This is a genomic window from Pseudomonas sediminis, assembly GCF_002741105.1.
Taxonomy (GTDB): domain Bacteria; phylum Pseudomonadota; class Gammaproteobacteria; order Pseudomonadales; family Pseudomonadaceae; genus Aquipseudomonas; species Aquipseudomonas sediminis.
Genome location: NZ_NIQU01000013.1, coordinates 39841 through 61898, shown reverse-complemented (window position 1 = coordinate 61898; position 22058 = coordinate 39841). Strand labels below are relative to the sequence as shown.

Here is a 22058-nt window from a genome sequence, read left to right as displayed (position 1 = left end):
CGCGGACGCGGTCCCGCCTTACGAAGCGATCGGGGTACGCCAGTCGTCGGAGCCGGAAGTGCCGGAGACTTCGTGGGTCCAGACGATCTTGCGGTAGGTGAAGTAGACGTCTTCCAGGTGGGTGAAGTGAGCCATGTTCGGATCCTGGCAGTTCGGCATGCGCGACTGAACGTCGACGATCACGGCGTCTTCCAGCTCGATGGTGAAGTAGTGCTCTTGGGTGCCGGTGGAGGAGGTGCGGTACCACTCCAGACGGCACTTGCTCAGACGCTCACCGGAGGTCAGGGAGTTGAAGATCAGCGGCGAGGACTTGTCGAAGACCTTGGTGATCATCAGCGGCTTGTGCACGCGCTGGCCGGTCGGTTGGCCGGACTGCGGGTCACGCGGGATGATGACCTGGTGGTTGTAGGCTTGAACCAGAATCTGGTCTTCATGACCTTCCTGGAAAATGTTGCCGACCGAGTCCTCGGTGAAGGTGCCAGCGGTGATCAGACCTTGCTTGGTGCCTTCGAGGGACAGATACGCGGGTGTTGGCATGAGTGCTCTCCTTGCCTGGGTCATGGATCGTGATCGATCCGGGAGCCAGGTCTATAGCGAGTGGCATGCCAGAATAATAAAATCCTTTATAAACATGTGTTTAGAGTGACTTTATGGGCGTATATGGTCACGATGAGCGTTTCGTCACGCTATATTGCGCAACAAGTTGCGCAATGCTGTGCAGGTTATTGCGCAGTCTGCTGAACAGCCTGTATTCGCTGGCCTTCGCCAGTTTCAGAACAGATTTATCCACAGCACGCTGCGCAAGAAGCTGCCAGGTTGGTCATTCGGCCCAATGCCGCCCGTGACGCTCCAGCAGGTGTTGCAGTTGCTCTGGTCCATCGCTGCCGGCCGGATAGGGGCGCGGGCTCTGGTAGTGCTGGTGCCAGCCCTGCAGGATCGGGTCGACCCATTGCCAGGCTGCCTCCACTTCGTCGCGGCGCATGAACAGCGTCGAGTCGCCTTCGATCACGTCGAGCAGTAGGCGCTCGTAAGCATCCCAACGACGTTGCTGGCTGAAGGCATTGGCCAGGTTGAGGTCCAGCTCCACCGGTTTCAGGTGCATGCCCTTGCCGGGGTTCTTGGCCATCAGTTGCAGGCTGATGCGCTCTTCCGGCTGCAGGCGGATCAGCAACTGGTTGGCTTCGCCATCGTTGAACAGGCGATGCGGAACCGGCTTGAACTGAATCAGAATCTCCGAGGCCTTCTTCGCCAGGCGTTTGCCGGTGCGCAGGTAGAACGGCACGCCGGCCCAGCGCCAGTTGTCGATCTCCACCTGCACGGCGGCGAAGGTCTCGGTATCGCTGTCGTTGTCGACGTTCTTCTCGAAGTAATAGGCGGGGACGTCGTGGCCGCCGACTTTGCCGGCGGTGTACTGGCCGCGCACGGTCTTGTCCTGCACGTCGAGCCCGGAGATGGGTTTCAGCGCCTCGAGGATCTTCACCTTTTCATTGCGCACCGCGTCGGCGTCGAAGCGCACCGGCGCTTCCATGGCCACCAGGCAGAGCAGTTGCAGCAGGTGATTCTGGATCATGTCGCGCATGGCGCCGGCTTTGTCGTAGTAGCCGCCGCGGTTCTCCACACCGAGGGTCTCGCACACGCTGATCTGTACGTGATCGATGTGCCCGGCGCGCCACACCGGCTCGAACAGGGCGTTGGCGAAGCGCAGTGCCATCAGGTTCTGCACGGTTTCCTTGCCCAGGTAGTGATCGATGCGGAACACCCGTGCCTCGTCGAACACGGCGCCGATGGCGGCGTTGATCGCACGGGCTGACTCCAGCGAGTGGCCGATGGGCTTTTCCAGCACTATGCGCGCTGCGGGGCCGGCCAGACCGGCGTTGGCCAGGTGCGCGGCGATGGCTTCGAACAGGCTCGGGGCGGTAGCCAGGTAATAGACCCGTACACGCTCGTCATCACGCCCCAGGCGTTTGGCCAGGCGGCCGAAATCGGCGCTTTGCGCCGCATCCATGGCGAAGTAGTCGAGGCGCGCGGCGAAGCTGGCCCAGGTTTCGTTGGCGAAATCGGCGCGCGCCACCTGGGCGCGGCAGTGACGCTCGGCCAGAGCTTGGTAGGCCTCGCGGCTATGATTGCTGCGGGCCAGGGCGAGGATGCGCACATCGGCGTGCAGACGTCCTTCGCGGTGCAAGTGATAGAGCGCCGGCAGCAATTTGTGCAGGGCCAGGTCGCCCGTACCACCGAAGACCAGCATGTCGCAGGGGATGCTCAAGGGAAGACTCCGACTCGTTGTGGCAGGCCGTTGCACGCGGCCTGCGTTCGCATGAGAGGGGCGCGAAAACGTCCTCAGGTATGCCTGTGTTCTTCGGCATGCGGGCATGCCGGAGAGTTCGTTCAGCGAATTGGCAGTGGCTTGGCTGTGCGCGAGCGCGAGCTATGTAGTATAACTACAAGGTCACTACAACCGCCGCCAGCCGATCATAACCGAGCTATGACCCAGCGAGTGCCGCGGTAGACCCTTTTCTGCATAGAGCCTATCTCAGTGAATCTGTTGCAACACATCGCCCAGTCGCGCCACCTGCTGCGCAAGTCCGAGCTCAAGGTGGCCGATCACGTCTTGCTCGATCCTGCATCGGTGATGCACAGCTCCATGGCCGAACTGGCGCACAGCGTCGGCATCAGCGAGCCGACCATCGTGCGCTTCTGCCGCGCCATCGGTTGCAGTGGCTTCCAGGACCTCAAGCTGAAGCTGGCGCAGAGTCTGGCTGCCGGGGCCAGCTTCGGTCAGTTCGCGATTCACGAGGATGACTCGGTCGCCGACTTCAGCCTGAAGATCTTCGACACTACCCTGCATACGCTGATGGAAGTGCGCGAAAAGCTCGACCCCGAGGCACTGCAGCGCGCCATCGCCGCCTGCTCCAACGCGCAGCGCGTGGAGTTCTACGGCTTCGGTGCATCCGGCGCGGTGGCCGCCGATGCCCAGCACAAGTTCTTCCGCCTACTGCTCAATGCCGCGGCCTATTCCGACCCGCACATGCAGGCGATGAGCGCAGTGACCCTGCAGCCGGGCGACGTGGCGGTTTGCATCTCCCAGTCCGGTCGTTCCAAGGACTTGTTGATCAGTGCCAACCTGGTACGTGAATCCGGTGCCAGCCTGATCACCCTGTGCCCTAGCCAGACGCCGCTGGCGGAGCTGTCGACCGTCAACCTGGCCATCGATGTGCAGGAAGACACCGAGATCTACACCCCGTTGACCTCGCGCATCGCCCACCTGGTGGTGATCGACGTGCTGGCCATGGGCGTGGCCATGGCGCGCGGGCCGAGCCTGGTCAACCACCTTAAGAGCGTCAAGCGCAGCCTGCGCAGCTTGCGGCTGTCACCGAAGTCGCTGCGTAACAGCGAGGACTGAATAGAGCGATTAGCGAATGCTTTCAAGGATGAAAGACATGGTGAGACAAGGAGTGCTGATTGCGCTCATCGCGCTCGTTATGGGATGCAGTACCGTGGTTTCCAGGCTGGGGCCGGATAGGCCTTCTGATCTGTATCCAGCGACCAACACCGCACTAGAGCTGACAGGCGATCTGTGGTGCTGGTATTTTCTGGCTTGTCCGATTGTTCTGGTTTCTCTACCTGTGGATGTTGCACTCGATACGCTGCTGCTACCGGTCGACATGGTGCGCCTGCTCAATCGCGATGAGTCGGAGGCAAAGTCTGAAACCATTGCGATATCCGCCGTCACCGAGGCTTCATAGCGCTGCCGTCAAAGCGTCATCTCCCCAAGCGAAGCTGGGTGCTCCAGTCCTCGTTCCGGGAGAACCGAGATGCCTCGTATCTTCGATGACGCGCACCTGCACGACCAACCCGACGCCAAGACCCGGCGCAAACTGCAAGACCAGCGCCGCATGGCCTATCGCCGGGCCATCGAGCACTATGCCGAGCAGTGTCAGCTGCAACGCGAACTTGCCGACTTCCCCGAGCTGGTGTCCGCCGGCTACTCGCAGCAGGCCGAGCGCGCGTCGCGCCGCGCGGCCTGATCCGCTCTCGCTCTCGCTGTCCTGCCTGCGAGCAGGGCAGCGAGCTTGCCCGATTCTACGAACTTATTGCCCGGTTCTGCCGATCGCTGCGGTTGGCGGCGACAGGCGCTTTTGTGCCCACTACAGTGATGGTCTGGCCCCCTGTGTGCGGGGTTGACCGTGACCACCGGCAAGCCATGCCGGAACCATCAGACACCATCAGAACAAGGTGGGCAGACCATGATTATCCTGAATCTCAATGGCCAGGACCACGAGCTGGACGTGGCCGACGATATGTCGCTGCTCTGGGCATTGCGCGACGTCGCCAATCTCACCGGCACCAAGTACGGCTGTGGCATGGCGCTGTGCGGCGCCTGCACGGTTAACGTCGAAGGCCAGCCGACGCGTTCCTGCGTCACCCCGGTATCGGCGGTGGTCGGCAAGCGCATCAACACCATCGAAGCGGTCGGCGAAGATGCCGTGGGTAAGGTGGTCCAGCAGGCTTGGCGGCAACTCGACGTGGTGCAGTGCGGTTACTGCCAGTCCGGGCAGATCATGGCGGCGACGGCCTTGCTGAGTAGCAACAAGGCGCCAAGCGATGCTGATATCGATGCGGCTATGAGCGGCAATATCTGCCGTTGCGCTACCTATGTGCGGATTCGCGCTGCGATCCACGAAGCGGCTGGCCAACTGGCCTGAGGAGAATCGAATCATGGGCAAGATCGAAACCCCCGATAGCGCCACTCGCGGCATCCTCAATGTTAGCCGCCGCACTCTGCTCAAGGGCTCCGGTGGCCTGGCGCTGGGCATCTTCTTCGCGCCGCTGCTGCGCGGTGTGGACGCGCTGGCCGCAGGCGGCCCGCTGGAGCCGAACGCCTTCGTGCGTATCGACCTCGATGGCACGGTGACCGTCCTGGCCAAACACCTGGAAATGGGCCAGGGCAGCTACACGGGTCTGGCCACCTTATTGGCCGAAGAACTGGATGCCGACTGGGACAAGGTGCGCGTCGAAGGCGCGCCGGCCGATGTGAAGCGTTACAACAACCTCGCCTTCGGCCCGATGCAGGGCACCGGCGGCAGCACCGCCATGGCCAATTCCTGGGAGCAGATGCGCAACGCCGGTGCGACCGCCAAGGCCATGCTGGTGGCTGCGGCCGCGCAGCGTTGGAGCGTGCCGGTAAGTGAAATCAGCGTCGACAAGGGCGTGGTCAGTCACGCCGGTTCTGGCCGCAGTGCCGGCTTCGGTGAGCTGGTCGAGGCGGCAGCCTCGCTACCGGTGCCGGAGCAGGTGCAGCTCAAGGCCCCGAAGGACTTCAAGCTGATCGGCAAGCGTGAGCTGCGCCGCAAGGACAGCCCGGGCAAGACCGATGGCAGCGCCATCTTCACCCAGGACTTCAAGCTGCCCGGCATGCTGGTGGCCATGGTCGCCTATCCGCCGCGTTTCGGCGGTGTGCCGCGCTCGGTCGACAGCAGCAAGGCCAAGGCCGTGCGTGATGTGGTCGAGGTGGTGGAGTTTCGTGACCTGCCCCATGGTCGTTCGGGCGTCGCCGTGTTGGCGAAGAACACCTGGGCGGCGCGCCAGGGGCGCGATGCGCTGGTGATCGACTGGGATGAGAGCCAGGCCTTCACCCTTGGCAGCGAGGAAATTCTCGCGCAATACCGCGAGGATGCGGGCAAGCCAGGTCGGCCGGCCACGAGCAAGGGCGATACCGATGCGGTGCTGGCCCAAGCGGCGAAAACTGTCGAGGCCGACTACGAGTTTCCTTATCTGGCGCACGCGGCGATGGAGCCGATGAACTGCCTGGTCAAGCTTGCCAGCGACCGCTGCGAAATCTGGAACGGCGAGCAGTTTCAGACCGTCGACCAAGCCATCATCAGCAGCTACCTGGGCCTGACGCCCGAGCAGGTTTCGCTGACCCAGCTGTATGCCGGCGGCAGCTTCGGTCGCCGCGCCGGTTCGGTGTCGGACTACCTGCTGGAGGCGGTGGCGATCACCAAGGCCGCGCGTGACAAGGGCGTAGATGCACCGGTGAAGATGGTCTGGACGCGTGAGGACGATACCCGTGGCGGTTATTTCCGGCCGCTGTACCTGCACCGCGTGCGCATCGGCTTGGATGAGGCCGGCAAGCTGCAGGCGTGGCACAACCGTATCGTCGGTCAGTCGATCATTGCCGGCACCTCAATGGAGCCGTTCCTGGTTAAGGAGGGGATCGACCACACTTCCGTCGAAGGTGTCTCCAACCTCTCCTATGCCGTACCCAACCTGCAGGTGGAGCTGAGCACGCCGACCAATATCAAGGTACCGGTGCTGTGGTGGCGCTCGGTGGGGCATACCCACACCGGTTACGTCGCCGAAACCATGATCGATGAGGCCGCTGTCGCGGCTGGGCAGGACCCTTACAGCTTCCGCCATGCGCTCCTGGACAGCCATCCGCGTCATCGCGGTGTGCTGGAGTTGGCCGCCAAGCAGGCCGGCTGGGACAAACCGCTGGCGGCGGGCGCCGAGGGTGAGAAGCGCGGGCGTGGCATTGCCGTGCATGAATCGTTCGGCTCGTTCGTGGCGCAGGTCGCCGAGGTCACGGTGAAGGCCGATGGCAGCTACCGTCTGGATCGCGTGGTGTGCGCGGTGGACTGCGGCATCGCGATCAACCCGGATGTGATCAAGGCGCAGATGGAAGGCGGCATCGGCTTCGCCCTGGCGGCTGCCCGACATAGCGCGATCACCTTGAAGGAAGGGCGGGTCGAGCAATCGAACTTCCACGACTTCCAGGTGCTGCGCATGAACGAGATGCCCAAGGTCGAGGTGCATATCGTGCCGTCCGCGGAGAACCCGACCGGTGTCGGTGAGCCGGGCGTGCCGCCGCTGGCGCCAGCTCTGGCCAATGCGCTGTTCGCGGCCACTGGCGTGCGTCTGCGCAAGCTGCCATTCCCGGCGCAGATCAAGGCCTGACCGAAGACGCGGTAAACAAACGCCCGGGCAGTTGCCCGGGCGTTTTTGTTTCAGCCGGTCGCGGCTAAAGCCCCTCCCACAAGGGGCGCGCCGGGCGGTAGATCGGATGGAGTTAGAGAAGGCGCTTTGTATGGGAGGTCCTTTCGGCTCTGGCATCCTGCATCCATGCATTGTGTAGGGTGGGCTTCAGCCCACCAGCTGTGGTGGGCTGAAGCGGATCGCCGCCCGGCCCACCCTACGAATCTTTGTCAGGCCGTGGCCCGGATGCAATCCGGGGCTTTGCTCAGGAGGCGGTCAGTATGGTCGCTGGCTCGATATCGCTGCAGTCCAGCGGCGTTGGCGTATGGATCGCCGCCTGGCGATGCTTGAGCATGCCGCCTGTGCGCTGGTTAATGGCTGCGGTCATCTCGGCGAGGATCGCCGTGGCCACGCTCTCCGGCGTATCGCCACCGATATCCAGGCCGATGGGGTAGTGCAGGCGATCCAGCGCTGGTAACTGCGCGCTTTGTTGGCGAATCTCATCCAGCAAGCGTTCGGTGCGGTCACGTGGCCCCAGTTGGCCGATATAGGCAGGCACGCCCTGCAATACGCTGCCCAGCCAATGGCGATCCTGACTGTAGCTGTGGCTCATGATCGCCACCATGGCGCCGTCGGTGAGTGTGTGCAGCTCGTAAGGTGGGCGGGCATCGACCTGCAGCACGGCGTCGGCATCGGGGAAGCGCTCGGCGCGGGCGAAATGGGCGCGGCCATCGACCACGGTGACGTGCCAGTCCAGCAGCTTGGCCATGTGCGTCAGCGGCTGGGCGTCATGCCCAGCGCCGAAGATCACCAGGCGTCGCTGCGGTGCCAGGTACTCGCAGAACACCTCGATCTCGCCACGCGCATCACGGTAGCTGCGCAGCGAGGAGCGACCATCGGTCACAGTTCGTTGCAGATCGGCGCGAACCTCGGCGTCGAGTGCGGAATCGAGTAGGCGGCTGCCGTCGCTCAGTGATGGATGCAGATACAGACGCTCGCCCACGCGTACACGGGCGTTGCGATAGCTGCCGATCACCGTGGCGACCGCCCCGGCCTGGCCGCTTTCGCGCACCTGGCGCAGCAACTCGAGCACCGCCAGCGGCTTTTCCGCGCTGTGGCGTTCGAGCAATACGTGCACGGTGCCGTTGCAGCCGAGGCCGAAGGTCAGTGCGGCGTCCTGATCGTCATCGTCGTCCTGGGTGGCCGTGCTGTAGCGGCGGATCACGGCGTCACCACTATCTGTCAGCCACCAGGCCTTCTTCGCTACTTCCGATTCCAGGCAGCCGCCGCTGATGGTGCCCACGGTGCCGCCGTAGAGCGGGATCAGCATGCGCGCGCCGGGGCGGCGGTAGGCCGAGCCTTCGACCTTGACCACGGTGGCGAGCACGGCCTGGCCGTTGTCGCGTTCGAGCGCGCTGATGGCGCCGAGCAGGGCGCTGATTCCCGACAGCATAGGTTTCTCCCAGGCAGGTTTTGGTGGAGCGATCCCAGGCTGCCAATGTCCCGTATGCCAGTTAAGAAGGGTTAGGCCGATCCTGCGAGATTCTTGCCCGATCCTGCGCTGCTGGCCTGAAAGCGTTCGGCCAGTTTGACGATGCGCGCGCGTTCGGTGCGGATGAAGTCGACGAAGGCCTGCGCCACTGGGGACAGGCGGCGGCCGCGGATATTCACCACGCACCAGCTGCGCTGCAAGGGCAACTCGGCCACCGGCAGCTCGCGCAGCAGGCCATGCTGCAACTCCAGACGCACGGCATCACGCGGTAGCAGGGCAATGCCAAGGCCGGCTAGCACCGCTTCGCGCTGCGACTCCAGCGAGCCGATTTCCAGTGTAAGCGGGAAGTGCGCGCGTTTCTGGTGGCAGTACTCCTCGCAGGCGCGGCGAGTGCCCGAACCGCTTTCGCGGATCAGCAGTGGGTAGATGGTGAGGTCCTGCAACTGCAGGCTGTCCGCCTCGCACAGCGGGTGATCGGGCGGCGCCACGGCGATGATCGGGTTGTTGAGGAAGGGCATGAAGTCCAGCGCCATGTCCTGCGGCACCTGGCTCATGATCATCAGGTCGTCGCGGCTCTGGGTCAGGCGGCGCACCACCAGGGCGTGGTTGACCACTGTCAGGTTAAGAATGACATCCGGGTATTGGCGGCGAAATTCGGCGAACAGGTGGGGAATGAAGTACTTCGCGCTGGATTCGATGCACAAATTGAGCTGCCCCTGCAGTGAGCCCTGCAGGTCTGACAGCTGCATATCCAGGCTCTCCAGGCGGCCGAAGATATCGCTGCTGGCCCGTTTGAGTGCCTCGGCTGCCTCGGTCAGGTAAAGCTTCTTGCCGACATAATCGAACAAGGGCTGGCCGACCAGCTCCTCCAGTTGACGAATCTGCAGGCTCACGGCCGGTTGAGTCAGTGACATGTCCTCGGCCGCGCGGCTGTAGGAGCCGTGTTCGCACACCGCCCGAAACACCTGAAGCTGGCGCAAGGTCATGCGCAGCAGGGTTTTACGCACGTTTTCGCCCTCGTTCGGTCAATGCATAAGTAATTACTTATGCGCGATCAAATAATTATTCATTTTTGTTAATTCGTACAGCCGGATAGGGTTTCACCACGTTTGCAACCAACTGTTGCAGCGGCCCTTGCAGCTCTGCGCTGAGGATTGGATCGTGATAAGAAAAATACTGATCGCCAACCGTGGTGAGATTGCCGTCCGCATCGTGCGGGCCTGCGCCGAGATGGGCATTCGCTCGGTGGCGATCTATTCCGAAGCGGACCGTCATGCATTGCACGTCAAGCGTGCTGACGAAGCGCACAGCATTGGCGAAGACCCGCTGGCCGGCTATCTGAACCCGCGCAAGCTGGTCAACCTGGCCGTGGAAACCGGCTGCGATGCGCTGCACCCTGGTTACGGTTTTCTTTCTGAAAACGCCGAACTTGCAGAGATCTGCGCCGAACGCGGGATCAAATTCATAGGCCCGAGCGCGGAAGTTATCCGCCGCATGGGTGACAAGACCGAAGCCCGCCGCAGCATGATGGCCGCAGGCGTGCCCTGCACCCCGGGCACCGAAGGCAACGTCGCCGATCTGGCCGAAGCCCTGCGTGAAGCCGAGCGCATTGGCTACCCGGTGATGCTCAAGGCCACCTCCGGTGGTGGCGGTCGTGGTATCCGCCGCTGTAACAGCCGTGAGGAGCTGGAACAGGCCTACCCGCGGGTGATCTCCGAAGCGACCAAGGCCTTTGGCAGCGCCGAAGTGTTCCTGGAAAAATGCATCGTCAACCCCAAGCACATCGAGGCGCAGATCCTCGCCGACAGTTTCGGCAACACCGTGCACCTGTACGAGCGGGACTGCTCGATCCAGCGCCGTAACCAGAAACTGATCGAAATCGCCCCCAGCCCGCAGCTCACCCCCGAGCAACGGGCCTATATCGGTGACCTGGCGGTGCGCGCTGCGCAGGCCGTGGGCTACGAGAACGCCGGCACCGTGGAGTTCCTGCTTGCCGAAGGCGAGGTGTACTTCATGGAGATGAACACCCGGGTGCAGGTGGAACACACCATCACCGAGGAAATCACCGGTATCGATATCGTTCGTGAGCAGATTCGCATCGCCAGCGGCCTGCCACTGTCGGTCAAGCAGGAAGACATCATCCATCGCGGTTATGCCCTGCAGTTCCGTATCAACGCCGAGGACCCGAAGAACAACTTCCTGCCCTCGTTCGGCAAGATCACCCGTTACTACGCGCCCGGCGGCCCTGGCGTGCGCACCGACACGGCGATCTACACCGGTTACACCATTCCGCCCTATTACGACTCGATGTGCCTGAAGCTGATCGTCTGGGCGCTGACCTGGGAAGAGGCGATGGATCGTGGCCTGCGCGCACTGGACGACATGCGCGTGCAGGGCGTGCGCACCACCGCGCCCTATTACCAGGAAATTTTGCGTAACCCGGAATTCCGTAGCGGCCAGTTCAATACCAGCTTCGTCGAAAGCCACCCGGAACTGACCCAATACTCGATCAAGCGCAACCCGTCGCACCTGGCCATCGCCATCGCCACCGCCATCGCTGCCCACGCGGGACTATAAAGCGGCTGCGGGCTACAGGCCCCAAGCTGCAGGCAAGCGCGAAGGTGCTTTGCCTGCAGCCTGAAGCCTGAGGCCTGTAGCTCTGAAGGAGAATCTGATGAGCAAGAAGATCACCGTTACCGATACCGTCCTGCGCGATGCCCACCAGTCGCTGCTGGCCACGCGCATGCGCACCGAGGACATGCTGCCGATCTGCGACAAGCTCGATCGCGTCGGCTACTGGTCGCTGGAAGTCTGGGGTGGCGCCACCTTCGACTCGTGCGTGCGCTTTCTCAAGGAAGACCCCTGGGAGCGCCTGCGCCAACTCAAGGCGGCGCTGCCCAACACCCGCCTGCAGATGCTCCTGCGCGGGCAGAACCTGCTCGGCTACCGCCACTACAGCGATGACGTGGTCAAGGCGTTCGTGGCCAAGGCGGCGGTCAACGGCATTGACGTGTTCCGCATCTTCGATGCTATGAACGACGTGCGTAACCTGCGTGTGGCCATCGAGGCGGTCAAGGCTGCCGGCAAGCATGCCCAGGGCACCATCGCCTACACCACCAGCCCGGTGCACACCAACGAAGCCTTCGTCGGCCAGGCCAAGGCCATGCAGGCGATGGGCATCGACTCCATCGCCATCAAGGACATGGCCGGCCTGCTCACGCCGTACGCCACCTTCGAACTGGTCAAGGCGCTGAAGAGCGAAGTCGATCTGCCGGTGTTCATCCACAGCCACGACACCGCTGGCCTCGGCGCCATGTGCCAGCTCAAGGCCATCGAAGCCGGTGCCGACCATATCGACACCGCTATTTCCAGCCTGGCCTGGGGCACCAGCCATCCGGGCACCGAGTCGATGGTCGCCGCACTCAAGGGCAGCGAATACGACACCGGCCTGGATCTGGAGCTGATCCAGGAAATCGGCATGTACTTCCACGCCGTGCGCAAGAAGTACCACCAGTTCGAGAGCGAGTTCACCGGTGTGGATACCCGCGTGCAGGTCAACCAGGTGCCGGGCGGGATGATTTCCAACCTGGCCAACCAGCTCAAGGAGCAGGGTGCGCTGAACCGCATGAACGAAGTGCTGGAAGAGATTCCGCGCGTGCGTGCCGACCTCGGTTTCCCGCCGCTGGTAACGCCGACTTCGCAGATCGTCGGCACCCAGGCGTTCTTCAACGTACTGGCCGGCGAGCGCTACAAGACCATCACCAACGAAGTGAAGCTGTATCTGCAGGGCCGCTACGGCAAGGCACCGGGCAAGGTCGACGAGCAACTGCGCAAGCAGGCCATCGGCAGCGAAGAAGTGATCGACGTGCGCCCGGCCGACCTGCTCAAGCCAGAGTTGGCGCGCCTGCGTGAAGAGATCGGCAGCCTGGCCAAGTCCGAAGAGGACGTGCTGACCTTCGCCATGTTCCCCGATATCGGGCGCAAGTTCCTCGAAGAGCGCGCGGCCGGCACCCTCAAACCGGAAGAGCTGCTGCCCATGCCGAATGGTCAGGGCAAGGCGGCGCCGGTGGGCGGTGAAGGTGTGCCGACCGAGTTCGTGGTCGACGTGCATGGCGAAAGCTACCGCGTGGACATCACCGGTGTCGGCGTCAAGGGTGACGGCAAGCGCCACTTCTACCTGTCCATCGACGGCATGCCGGAGGAGGTGGTGTTCGAGCCGCTCAACGATTTCGTCGCAGGCAGCGGTGGCAAGCGCAAGCAGGCCGCTGCACCGGGCGATGTATCCACCACCATGCCAGGCAACATCGTCGATGTACTGGTCAAGGAAGGTGACACGGTCAAGGCGGGGCAGGCGGTGCTGATCACCGAAGCAATGAAGATGGAAACCGAAGTACAGGCGCCGATTGCCGGCACCGTCAAGGCCGTTCACGTGGCCAAGGGCGACCGCGTCAATCCGGGCGAGGTACTGGTGGAAATCGAAGGTTAACCTCTATGGAGCCCGGCCTGTTGGATGGGCAAGTTTGACGGGGCGTAACCCGGGCTCCTTTTTTATTCGCAGGCGCTTCGCATGAGGCGCCACAGGGTTTGAGACCCGGGAGCCGCAAGGCTCCTTTTTTACTGCAGTTCTCTGGCCATGCCCCAGGTGCGCAAGCACAGCGCAGGCGATCAGCACCGCTTGCGCGGGGCATGGCCTTTTCCCTTCAGCCGGCCGGAGCCTTGACTCCGGCCGGTGCGTTTCAGTCCTGCGGGAAGCGCGAGCGAGGTGTGGCCATCGGGATCTTGTCGCCATCGAGCGGCAGGAAGCTGCCCAGCTCGGCATCGTAGGCCTTGATCTGGCTGGTTTCGATGTCGTACACCCAGCCGTGGATGAACAGTTGGCCGCGCGCCAGCTTGGCTGCCACCGATGGGTGCGTGCACAGGTGGTTGAGCTGCGCCACCACGTTTTCCTCGGTGAGCACTGCCAGGGTTTCCTTGTCGTCGCTGCAGTTGCAGTTCTCTGCCACCACGCTGCGGGCGACCTCGGCATGGCGCAACCAGGCTTTTACCGTGGGCATGGTTTCCAGCGATGCCGGGTTGAGCACGGCCTTCATCGCGCCGCAGTCGGAGTGGCCGCAAACGACGATGTGCTGCACGCCCAGGGCCATCACCGCGTATTCGATGGCGGTGGAAACGCCGCCCATCATCTGCCCATAGGCCGGCACCACGTTACCGACGTTGCGGTTGACGAACAGGTCGCCGGGCGAGCTTTGCGTGATCAGTTCCGGCACCACGCGCGAGTCGGCGCAGGTGATGAACATGGCGCGGGGGTTCTGGGCGGTGGCGAGCTTCTTGAACAGCTCTTCCTGCTGCGGGAAGACCTCGTTGCGAAAGCGCTTGAAGCCATCGACGATGCTGTGCAGTGCCTGATCGGCGGTCTCGTTGCCCTCGTGGGTCTGAAGCGGAATCACCTGGTGTTTGTAAGGCATGCCCTGAACCTCTTCGTTATCGAAAATACGCTGCTAAAACGACAGCGGCAGCGGGGTGCGAGTCACACGCAAGTGTCGCCTTCGGCAAGCCGGGCGACAACTGGCAGATCTTTGCAATTGATGCACGGCGCCAGCGGCTGGGCCAGCCGCTGGCGCGTCTAAGAACCTGTTCACGATCTCGCGAGCTAGAGCCAGGCAAGGCGCAACGACCAGCGGGAGTAACAGCCAAAGGCTGGCCCGAAGGGTGAGCGCAAGCGAATCAAGCAGGCGAAAAAGCGCAGCTTACGAGCTGTAAGTGAGCATTTTGATCGGACTCGCGCACGAGTCTGGTTTCAACGCAGCATGGCCGACGCGCAGCAGATCGTGAACAGGTTCTGTGGTCAGCCGCGATGGTGGCTGCGGAAGAAATTGATCAGACCTTGGGTGGAGGCGTCTTCGGCGCCGCTGGGGTCGCTGCCGACCATGCGCGAGTAGACGCCCTTGCCCAATTCCTTGCCCAGCTCCACGCCCCACTGGTCGAAGGCGTTGATGCCCCAGATCACGCTCTGCACGAAGACCTTGTGCTCGTAGAGGGCGATCAGTGCGCCCAGGCGACCAGGGCTGACCCGCTCCAGCACCAGGGTATTGCTGGGGCGGTTGCCTGGTACCACCTTGTGCGGCGCCAGGCGCTGTACCTCGTCTTCACTCAGGCCCTGGGCGCGCAGCTCGGCTTCGGCCTCCGCGTGGCTCTTGCCAAGCATCAACGCCTGGCTTTGCGACAGGCAGTTGGCGAACAGCCACTGGTGATGGTCGGCCACCGGGTTGTAGCTGCTCACCGGAACGATGAAGTCCGCGGGGATCAGCTGCGTGCCCTGGTGCAGCAACTGGTGGTAGGCGTGCTGGCCGTTGCAGCCGACACCGCCCCAGATCACCGGACCGCTGGCGATCTGCAGGGCGCTGCCGTCCTGGCGCACGCGTTTGCCGTTGGACTCCATGTCCAGCTGCTGCAGGTGCTTGGTGATGTTTCGCAGGTAATGGTCGTACGGCAGGATGGCGTGGCTCTGCGCGCCCCAGAAGTTGCCGTACCAGACGCCGAGCAGGGCCAGCAGCACCGGCATGTTGCGTTCGAACGGCGCCTGCTGGAAGTGCAGGTCCATGCGATAGGCGCCGGTGAGCAGCTCCTTGAAATTGGAGATGCCGATGGACATGGCGATCGGCAGCCCGATGGCCGACCACAGCGAGTAGCGCCCGCCGACCCAATCCCACATCGGCAGGATGTTTTCTTCGCTTATACCGAAGGCTTTGGCAGCCTCGACGTTGCTCGACACCGCCATGAAATGCCGGTGCAGTTCTTCCTCCGGGCCGCCTTGGGCCAGGTACCAGCCGCGCGCCGCTTGTGCGTTCTTCAGGGTTTCCAGAGTGCTGAAGGTTTTCGACGAAACGATGAACAGCGTGGTCTCGGCGCTCAGCTTGGCGGCCAGCTCCTGAAACGAGCTGCCGTCGATATTGGCCAGGTAGTGGCAGCGTACGCCGCGCTGGGCGAAGGGCAGCAGCGCCTCGGAGACCAGTTGCGGGCCGAGAAAGGAGCCGCCGATGCCGATATTGACCACATCGGTGATGGGCTTGTCGCTATAGCCGCGCCACAGGCCGTGATGCACGCGCCCGACCAGCTCGCTCATGCGTAGCAGGGCGCGATGCACCTCTGGCATCACGTCCTCGCCATCGACCAGCACGCGGTCGCCCAGCGGCCGGCGCAACGCCGTATGCAAGGCCGGGCGGCGCTCCGAGGCATTGACCTGCGCACCCTCGAACAACGCCGCGATGGCCTGCGTCAGGCCGGCGTCCCTGGCCAGGTCGACCAGCAGGCCACGCGTGCGCTCGTCGATCAGGTTCTTCGAGTAATCGAGGAACAGGCCGCAGTCATCCAGGGAAAAGCGTTCGAAACGCTGTGGGTCTTCAGCGAATGCCTGGCGCAGGTTGAAGCCGTCCAGCGCCTGGCGATGTTTGCTCAGCGCCTGCCAGCTGGGCAGTCGGGTGACGTCCTGGGCGGACGGGGCGTAAGGCATCGGGTAATCCTCTTCAGCGCGCTGCCAGGTGATGGCGGTCCAGCTCGTGCAGATAGGGCAGGTCAGGGCCGACTCGCGAGCAGGTCAGCGCGGCCGCCTCGATAGCCAGGCGCAGCATGTCGTTGATCTGCTCACGGCTCAGCGTCGCCAGCGCTTCGGGAGTGTCCAGTGCGTGGCGGGTGAGGTAACTGAGCAGCGCGGCCTGGAAGGTATCGCCAGCGCCGACGGTGTCGCGGGTGTGTACCTCCACCGCCGGTGCCGACCAGTGCCCGTGGCGGCTGTGGACGCTGGCGCCTTTGCTGCCGTGGGTGAGAAACACCAGTTGGCAGCGTTCATTGAGCCAGCTTGCCGCGACCTGCTGCGGGTCGCGCTCGGGGTAAAGCAGTTGCAGATCCTCTTCGCTGACCTTGATCAGATGAGCGTAGCGGGCGAAGGTCTCGACGCGTTCGCGCCAGAGGGCGATATCCGGCGCCGGGCCGAGACGTACGTTGGGGTCGAGGCTGATCAGGCGTTGCTGATGTTCGCGCTGTACCAGCTGCAGCAGGGTGTTGGCCACCGGCTCCACCACCAGTGAGAACGACCCGACATGCAGGCCGCGCACGTGGGCATCCAGTGTTGGCAGGTGCTCGGCGAGCAGCAGGCGGTCGGCGCAGCCTTCGCCGCGGAAGGAATAGTGCGGCGAGCCGGCGGCGTCCAGGCCGACCATCGCCAGGGTGGTCGGCGCATCGCTGGCGATCAGATAGGTATCGCTCACGCCCTCGTCGCGCAGTACCTGGCGCAAATGTTGGCCGAGGCTGTCTGAGGAAATCCCGGTGAACAGCGCCGAGTCGGCGCCCATCCGGCGCAAGCCCAGCGCCACGTTGAACGGCGAGCCACCGGCGATGGCCTTGAAGGCCAGCTCATTGCCACGTGCGCTGTCACCTTGGATGAACACGTCGAACAGCGCTTCGCCACAGACCAGGTACATGTGCGTCTCCGTCTAAAGTCGTGGCGCTCTCACGCCGGTGTGCTATCGGCAAGCAGGCTGACGTGCTCGCGGTAGCGTTGATAGACCATTTCGTACTGCGCCGTGCGCGCTGGGTCTGGCTGCGTCTGGGTGCTGGCATCCAGATGCACGCAACGCTCGCACAGCGCGACCAGCTGCGCCTGGCGATCCGCGCCGGGCGTCAGGCACCAGGCGGCCTGGATGGCGGCGCCCAGCGCGGCGGCTTCGGTGTGCTGCGGGCAGACCAGTGGCGTGCCCATGATGTCGGCGATCACCTGGCGCCATACCGGGCTCTTCGCCGCGCCGCCGATCAGGCGGATGGTCTGGCTCTGCAGGCCGCTAGCGCGCAGCAGGTCGAGGCCGTAGCGCAGGCCGAAACTGGTGCCTTCGACCACCGCCCGGCACAGATTGGCGCGGGTCAGGTTGTCGCTGTCCATACCCAGCAGGCTGGCGCGCGAGCTGGGCAATGCCGGCACCCGTTCGCCGTTGAAGAACGGCAGCATGAGCAGGCCTTCGGCGCCGATGGGCGATTGCTCGACCAGCTCGCCGAAGGTCTGGATGTCCAGCTCCAGCAATTGCTGGATCAGCCCGGTGGCGCTGGTCAGGTTCATGGTGCAGATCAGCGGTAGCCAGCCGCCGGATGACGAGCAGAAGGTCGCCACCTGCGCGTGCGGGCTGATCATCGCGTGGTCGCTGTAGGCGTAGAGGGTGCCGGAGGTGCCCAGGCTCATGGTGATTGCACCCGGGCGGATGTTGCCGGTGCCGATGGCGCCCATCATGTTGTCGCCGCCGCCGCTGGCCACCACTGCATCCGGGTTCAGGCCCAGTTGCCGGGCGATCTGCGGGAGGATCTGGCCCACCGGCTGATCCGGCTCGATCAGCTCTGGCAGCGCGTTGCAAAGGCGCCCGCTGGGGTCGATGACGTTCAGCAGCTCGCGGTCCCAACTGCGCGTACGCACGTCGAAATAGCCCGTACCGGAGGCGTCGCCGTACTCGCTGCAGGCCCGGCCGGTGAGCCAGTAGTTGAGGTAGTCGTGCGGCAGCAGGATATGCGCGATGCGGGCGAACAGGTCCGGGTGCTGTTCTTTCGTCCAGAGCAGTTTGGACACCGTGTAACCGGGCGCGATGGCCACGCCCAGGCGTTGTAGCGAACCGCCCTCGCCACCCAGGTGATCGAGCAGGCGCTGGTTCTCCGGGGTCGATTCGGTGTCGCACCAGAGCTTGGCCGGGCGCAGCACCGCACCCTGTTCATCGAGCAGCACCAGGCCGTGCTGCTGGCCGGAGACGCCGATACCGAGAATCCGCTCGCCGCTGATTCCGGCGGCCGCCAGCGCCTGTCGAGTGGCCTGTTCGAAGGCCTCCAGCCACTGCTGCGGCTGCTGCTCGCGGCGGCCATTGGCGCCGCTCTGCAGCGTATGGCTGGCGCTGCCGGCGCCGAGCACCTGACCGCTGTCGGCATCCAGCACCAGGGCCTTGGTGCCCTGAGTACCGCAGTCGATACCGAGGTACATGTTCAGAGCTCCCGCATGCGCTCGATCAGCAGCGCTTCCAGGGCGAGCTGATCGGCATGGAACTGGCGAATACCCTCGGCGAGTTTCTCCGTGGCCATGGGGTCTTCGTTCATCTGCCAGCGAAACTGCGCTTCGTCGAGGCAGGTCGGCGCGGGTGTGCGGCGGCCATCATCCACCAATGCCGGTTGCAGCTCGCCGCTACTTTGCTCCAGTTCGGCGAGCAGTGCAGGGCTGATGGTCAGCCGGTCACAACCGGCCAGGGCGAGCACTTCGCCGATGTTGCGAAAGCTCGCTGCCATCACCACCGTGGCGTAGTTATGCTGCTTGAAGAAGCGATAGACCTGACGCACCGACAACACACCGGGATCGTTCTCGGCGTCGAAGCTGGCATTCGGGTTTTGCTGCTTGTGCCAGTCGAGAATGCGCCCGACGAAGGGCGACACCAGATAGATGCCGGCCTCGGCGCAGGCGCGTGCCTGGGCCAGGTTGAAGATCAGCGTGAGGTTGCAGTGAATACCTTCGCGCTCGAGTTGCCGCGCCGCTTGAATGCCTTCCCAGGTGGCAGCGATCTTCACCAGCACGCGCTCGCCGGGAATGCCCAGCTGCAGGTAGCGCTGATGCAGCGAGCGTGCCCGCGTCAGCGTGGCCGCGGTGTCGAAGGACAGCGCCGCCGGCACTTCGGTGGAGACCTTGCCGCTGATCGCCGCGAGGATTTCCACGCCCATGCTCACCACCAGCCGGTCGCAGGCATCGGCAATGATCGCCGGGACCGAAATGCCGCTGGCCATTGCCTGGCGCAGCGCGTGGTCTACCTGCTGCTGGTACTGCCCGGCTTGCAGCGCCTTGAGGATGATCGATGGGTTGGTCGTGGCGTCCTCGGGCTGGAAACGATCGATGGCGGCCAGGTCGCCGGTATCGGCGACCACCACGCTGTGCTGCTTGAGTTGCGCGAGCAGGCTGGGCATATGCGTCTCCAGGGCCTCAGGCGTGCAACAGGTTGTGCAGGGTCTGGCTCACGCCCTGCTCGCGCAGGCTGGCCAGGCTGCGCTCGAAGGCGGCGACGAACTCGGCCGAACGCCCCGGTGCGCTGCCGAAGATCGCCTCCTCGCCGAGCACTCGTGCGGTGAGTTGCGCATCGTCTGCCACCAGTGCCTGGCAGTGTTCGGCGCGGGGGTCGGGTATGCGGTAGCTGGCGCCGGTTTCGTCCACGCCCTTGAGGTACAACGCCCAGGCTGCGACCAGCAGGGCCACGCGGTCCAGCGGTTTGCCGTCCTCAATCAGGCGATGCAGGGTGGGCACGATGAACTTGGGAAACTTCGACGAGCCATCGGAGCAGACCCGCTCCAGCTGGTCGGCGATGGCCTGGTTGGAGAAGCGCTCGATCAGCGTGTCCTTGTAGGTGCTCAGGTCGATGCCTGGCACCGGCGCCAGCTGCGGCGTCACGTCGAGGTCCATGAAGGTGCGGACGTACTGGCGCATCAGCGGGTCGTTCATGGTTTCGTGGACGAAGCGATAGCCCTTGAGAAAGCCCAAGTAGGTCAGCGCCAGGTGGCTGCCGTTGAGCAGCTTGATCTTCATTTCCTCGTAGGGCGTGACGTCGTCGGTGAACTGCACGCCGACCGCTTCCCAGGCCGGGCGGCCGCTGACGAACTTGTCCTCCAGCACCCATTGCACGAAGGGCTCGCAGACCACCGGCCAGGCATCGTCGACGCCGTGCTGCTCAGCCAGTTGCTGGCGATGGGCGGCGCTGGTCATCGGCGTGATGCGGTCGACCATGGCGTTGGGAAAACTCACGTGGTGGTCGATCCAGGTGGCCAGCTCATGGTCGGCCAGGTGGGCGAAGGCCAGCAGCGCCTTGCGCGTGACATCGCCGTTGTGCGGCAGGTTATCGCAGGACATCAGGGTGAAGGCCGGGATGCCGGCGGCACGGCGTTTGGCCAGGGCGGCGCAGAGAAAGCCGAACACGCTCTTTGGCGACTCGGGATGTTGCAGGTCGTGCTGGATGGCTGGCAGCTCGGCGAGAAATTCGCCAGTACTGTCGTCGATGCAGTAACCACCCTCGGTGATGGTCAGCGAGACGATGCGAATCGCCGGGTCGGCCAGTTTGTCGATCAGCGCCTGCGGCGACTCTTCGGCCAGCAGCATGTCGTTGATTGCGCCGATCACCCGCACCGGCAGGTTCGGCTCGTCGCCCAGTTCGACCAGGGTGTAGAGGTAATCCTGGCTGGCCAGGGCATCGCGCATGGCGCGGTCTTCACTGCGCACGCCGACCCCGCAGATACCCCAGTCCAGCGCCAGGCCCTGGTTCATCAGGGCGTCGGTGTAGACCGCCTGGTGGGCGCGGTGAAAACCACCGACGCCAAAATGGGCGATGCCGGTGCGGATCATGTCGGCGGTGTAGCTGGGCAGCGCGACGGCGCCGCCAAGCCGGGAAAGCTGCTGGCGATTGAGTTTCATCTGAAAAATCCCGTGGTGGAGCGGCGTCAGGCGGCCTGCTGCAGTGGTTTGGCGACGGCTTGGCCATCGGCGTCGAAGAGGTGGCAGTGCGCCGTATCGAAATCCAGTGTCAGGGTGTCGCCGTAGCGCGGCGCGAAGTCGCCACGCACGCGCACCGTGAGCATCTCGCCCGAGGCGCAGGACACATGGCAGAAGGTATCGCTGCCCAGGCGCTCGCTGACGTCGGCTGTCACTTGCATGCGGCCGTTGCCGGTGCTGACCACGTTGAGGTGCTCCGGACGTACGCCCAGGGTCACCGTGCTGCCGACGCTGAGGCCGGCGGCGGACAGCGGCAGCGTCAGGTGCGTGCCGCACTCCAGTTGCACGTCGCAGTTGTCGGCCTCGACCCTGTTCAGGGTGCCGCGCAGAAAGCCCATCTTCGGTGTGCCGAGAAAGCCGGCGACGAACAGGTTGGCCGGGTGGTGATACAGCTCCAGCGGCGAGCCGACCTGCTCGACACGCCCGCCATTGAGCACCACCACCTTGTCGGCCAGGGTCATGGCTTCGACCTGATCGTGGGTCACGTAGATCATGGTCGCCTGCAGGTCCTTGTGCAGCCGTGCCAGTTCCAGGCGGGTCTGCACGCGCAGGGCGGCGTCGAGGTTGGACAGCGGCTCGTCGAACAGGAAGATCTTCGGGTTGCGCACGATGGCGCGGCCGATGGCCACGCGCTGGCGCTGGCCACCGGAGAGCTGTTTGGGCTTGCGTTCGAGCAGGGCGTCGAGCTGCAGGATGCGCGCGGCGTTGGCGACCTTGGCCTCGATCTCCTGCTTGCCCACGCGGGCCAGGTCGAGGGCGAAGGACAGGTTCTTGCGCACGGTCATGTGCGGATACAGCGCATAGGTCTGGAACACCATGGCCAGGTCGCGTCGCGCCGGGGCCATGTCGGTGATGTCCTGGCCATCGAGTTCGATGTGGCCGCTGCTGACTTCTTCGAGTCCGGCGATCAGGCGCAGCAGGGTGGATTTGCCACAGCCCGAGGGGCCGACGAAAACCACGAATTCACGGTCGCGGATGTCTAGGTCGACGCCCTTGATGATCGCCGTGCCGTCGAAGCCTTTTTGCAGATTGCGGATCTTCAGATCAGCCATG

The 22058-nt window shown here is 64.0% G+C and carries 18 protein-coding genes; 7 read left to right on the top strand and 11 right to left on the bottom strand.

All coding sequences use genetic code 11. The features are described 5' to 3' along the window. Positions 1-18: 18 nt before the first annotated feature. Together CDO35_RS22570 and zwf are read right to left on the bottom strand one after the other, a co-directional pair. Positions 19-537 carry an Hcp family type VI secretion system effector gene (locus tag CDO35_RS22570; RefSeq protein ID WP_037001440.1) on the bottom strand — a complete coding sequence of 173 codons (519 nt, stop codon included), beginning with the start codon at positions 535-537 and terminating at the stop codon, positions 19-21. A 283-nt stretch (positions 538-820) separates the two neighbouring features. Then, the gene (gene zwf / locus CDO35_RS22565; protein ID WP_243699130.1) at positions 821-2245 is read right to left on the bottom strand and encodes a glucose-6-phosphate dehydrogenase; all 1425 of its coding nucleotides are present in this window, start codon (positions 2243-2245) and stop codon (positions 821-823) included. Positions 2246-2533: 288 nt separating this feature from the next. Here zwf and hexR point away from each other — a divergent pair, with 288 nt between their 5' ends. From hexR to CDO35_RS22540, 5 genes are all read left to right on the top strand, one after another. Beyond that, positions 2534-3400: a transcriptional regulator HexR gene (gene hexR / locus CDO35_RS22560; protein WP_017363449.1), complete on the top strand. Its 867-nt coding sequence runs from the start codon at positions 2534-2536 to the stop codon at positions 3398-3400. Positions 3401-3437: 37 nt separating this feature from the next. Further along, the gene (locus tag CDO35_RS22555) at positions 3438-3743 is read left to right on the top strand and encodes a YceK/YidQ family lipoprotein (protein WP_099526797.1); all 306 of its coding nucleotides are present in this window, start codon (positions 3438-3440) and stop codon (positions 3741-3743) included. A gap of 69 nt (positions 3744-3812) precedes the next feature. Then, positions 3813-4025, top strand: a complete 213-nt coding sequence (locus tag CDO35_RS22550; RefSeq protein ID WP_099526796.1) for a PA3496 family putative envelope integrity protein — start codon at positions 3813-3815, stop codon at positions 4023-4025. Positions 4026-4244: 219 nt separating this feature from the next. After that, a complete protein-coding gene (locus CDO35_RS22545) occupies positions 4245-4703 on the top strand; it encodes a (2Fe-2S)-binding protein (protein WP_099526795.1) in 459 nt (152 codons plus the stop codon). Between the two features lie 13 nt (positions 4704-4716). Beyond that, positions 4717-6954, top strand: coding sequence for a xanthine dehydrogenase family protein molybdopterin-binding subunit (locus CDO35_RS22540; RefSeq protein ID WP_099526794.1), 2238 nt, complete (start codon positions 4717-4719; stop codon positions 6952-6954). A gap of 283 nt (positions 6955-7237) precedes the next feature. Here CDO35_RS22540 and CDO35_RS22535 read toward each other — a convergent pair whose 3' ends face one another. Both CDO35_RS22535 and CDO35_RS22530 read right to left on the bottom strand, forming a co-directional pair. After that, positions 7238-8425, bottom strand: coding sequence for an XdhC family protein (locus CDO35_RS22535; protein WP_099526793.1), 1188 nt, complete (start codon positions 8423-8425; stop codon positions 7238-7240). A gap of 71 nt (positions 8426-8496) precedes the next feature. Then, entirely contained in the window at positions 8497-9471 is a 975-nt protein-coding gene (locus CDO35_RS22530; RefSeq protein WP_099526792.1) for a LysR family transcriptional regulator, read from the bottom strand. Positions 9472-9625: 154 nt separating this feature from the next. On the opposite strand from CDO35_RS22530, the gene CDO35_RS22525 reads away from it, so the two are divergent. Then, the gene (locus tag CDO35_RS22525) at positions 9626-11041 is read left to right on the top strand and encodes an acetyl-CoA carboxylase biotin carboxylase subunit (protein WP_099526791.1); all 1416 of its coding nucleotides are present in this window, start codon (positions 9626-9628) and stop codon (positions 11039-11041) included. Positions 11042-11138: 97 nt separating this feature from the next. Then, a complete protein-coding gene (gene oadA, locus CDO35_RS22520) occupies positions 11139-12950 on the top strand; it encodes a sodium-extruding oxaloacetate decarboxylase subunit alpha (protein ID WP_099526790.1) in 1812 nt (603 codons plus the stop codon). Positions 12951-13200: 250 nt separating this feature from the next. Here oadA and CDO35_RS22515 read toward each other — a convergent pair whose 3' ends face one another. The 7 genes from CDO35_RS22515 to CDO35_RS22485 all read right to left on the bottom strand — a co-directional run bounded on the left by CDO35_RS22515 (position 13201) and on the right by CDO35_RS22485 (position 22057). After that, positions 13201-13929 (bottom strand): carbonic anhydrase, encoded by a 729-nt coding sequence (locus tag CDO35_RS22515; protein ID WP_099526789.1) that lies wholly within the window; start codon positions 13927-13929, stop codon positions 13201-13203. A 380-nt stretch (positions 13930-14309) separates the two neighbouring features. Beyond that, positions 14310-15974, bottom strand: a complete 1665-nt coding sequence (gene pgi, locus CDO35_RS22510) for a glucose-6-phosphate isomerase (RefSeq protein WP_099526788.1) — start codon at positions 15972-15974, stop codon at positions 14310-14312. A gap of 13 nt (positions 15975-15987) precedes the next feature. Then, complete coding sequence (locus CDO35_RS22505) at positions 15988-16941, bottom strand: carbohydrate kinase family protein (RefSeq protein ID WP_099526787.1); 954 nt, start codon at positions 16939-16941, stop codon at positions 15988-15990. A gap of 29 nt (positions 16942-16970) precedes the next feature. Next, positions 16971-18470 (bottom strand): xylulokinase, encoded by a 1500-nt coding sequence (gene xylB, locus CDO35_RS22500; RefSeq protein ID WP_099526786.1) that lies wholly within the window; start codon positions 18468-18470, stop codon positions 16971-16973. Positions 18471-18472: 2 nt separating this feature from the next. Further along, positions 18473-19435 carry a transaldolase gene (gene tal, locus CDO35_RS22495; protein WP_099526785.1) on the bottom strand — a complete coding sequence of 321 codons (963 nt, stop codon included), beginning with the start codon at positions 19433-19435 and terminating at the stop codon, positions 18473-18475. Between the two features lie 16 nt (positions 19436-19451). Next, positions 19452-20927, bottom strand: a complete 1476-nt coding sequence (locus CDO35_RS22490) for a mannitol dehydrogenase family protein (protein ID WP_099526784.1) — start codon at positions 20925-20927, stop codon at positions 19452-19454. A gap of 26 nt (positions 20928-20953) precedes the next feature. Then, positions 20954-22057, bottom strand: coding sequence for an ABC transporter ATP-binding protein (locus CDO35_RS22485; RefSeq protein WP_099526783.1), 1104 nt, complete (start codon positions 22055-22057; stop codon positions 20954-20956). Position 22058 lies beyond the last annotated feature (1 nt).